The 373-nt window shown below is 71.8% G+C and carries 1 protein-coding gene; it reads right to left on the reverse strand.

Features of this window, described 5'->3' with window-relative positions:
* Positions 1-220 (reverse strand): hypothetical protein (locus GT354_RS55245; protein ID WP_237536079.1); only part of this gene is annotated, 220 nt, incomplete at its 3' end.
* Positions 221-373 lie beyond the last annotated feature (153 nt).

A 373-nucleotide genomic window follows, 5' to 3' on the forward strand; every position in this document is an offset into this window, starting at 1 on the left:
AATACGAACTCGACGGCTGGGACGACGACGAAGCGTCCACCGCCGCCGCAGCCGGCCTGACCCAGACCGAGACACGCGCCGAGAAGAAGCGCCGGGCCTCCGCCGGGCAGGCCTCGCCGAACGCGTCGCCGCCGCCGTCGAAGCGGCCCGCCCCGGCCTCGACAAGATTCCCGACCCCGTCGACCCCGAAAACGCCGGCGACCTCGCCCCCGAGGAACACGCACGCCTGGCCGACTGCGTCGCCGGCGTCGAACTGCTCTCCACCGCCTACTGGATCGCCGGCGAATCCCTCGACACATCGAAGAGTGGGCCGAGACCGAGCACGGCATCAGCGCTCCCGATGCAGCAAGCTCCGCGCCGGCTGGGAACTCGG

Source organism: Streptomyces sp. SID3343 (genome assembly GCF_009865215.1).
In the GTDB taxonomy this organism is placed as follows: Bacteria; Actinomycetota; Actinomycetes; order Streptomycetales; family Streptomycetaceae; genus Embleya.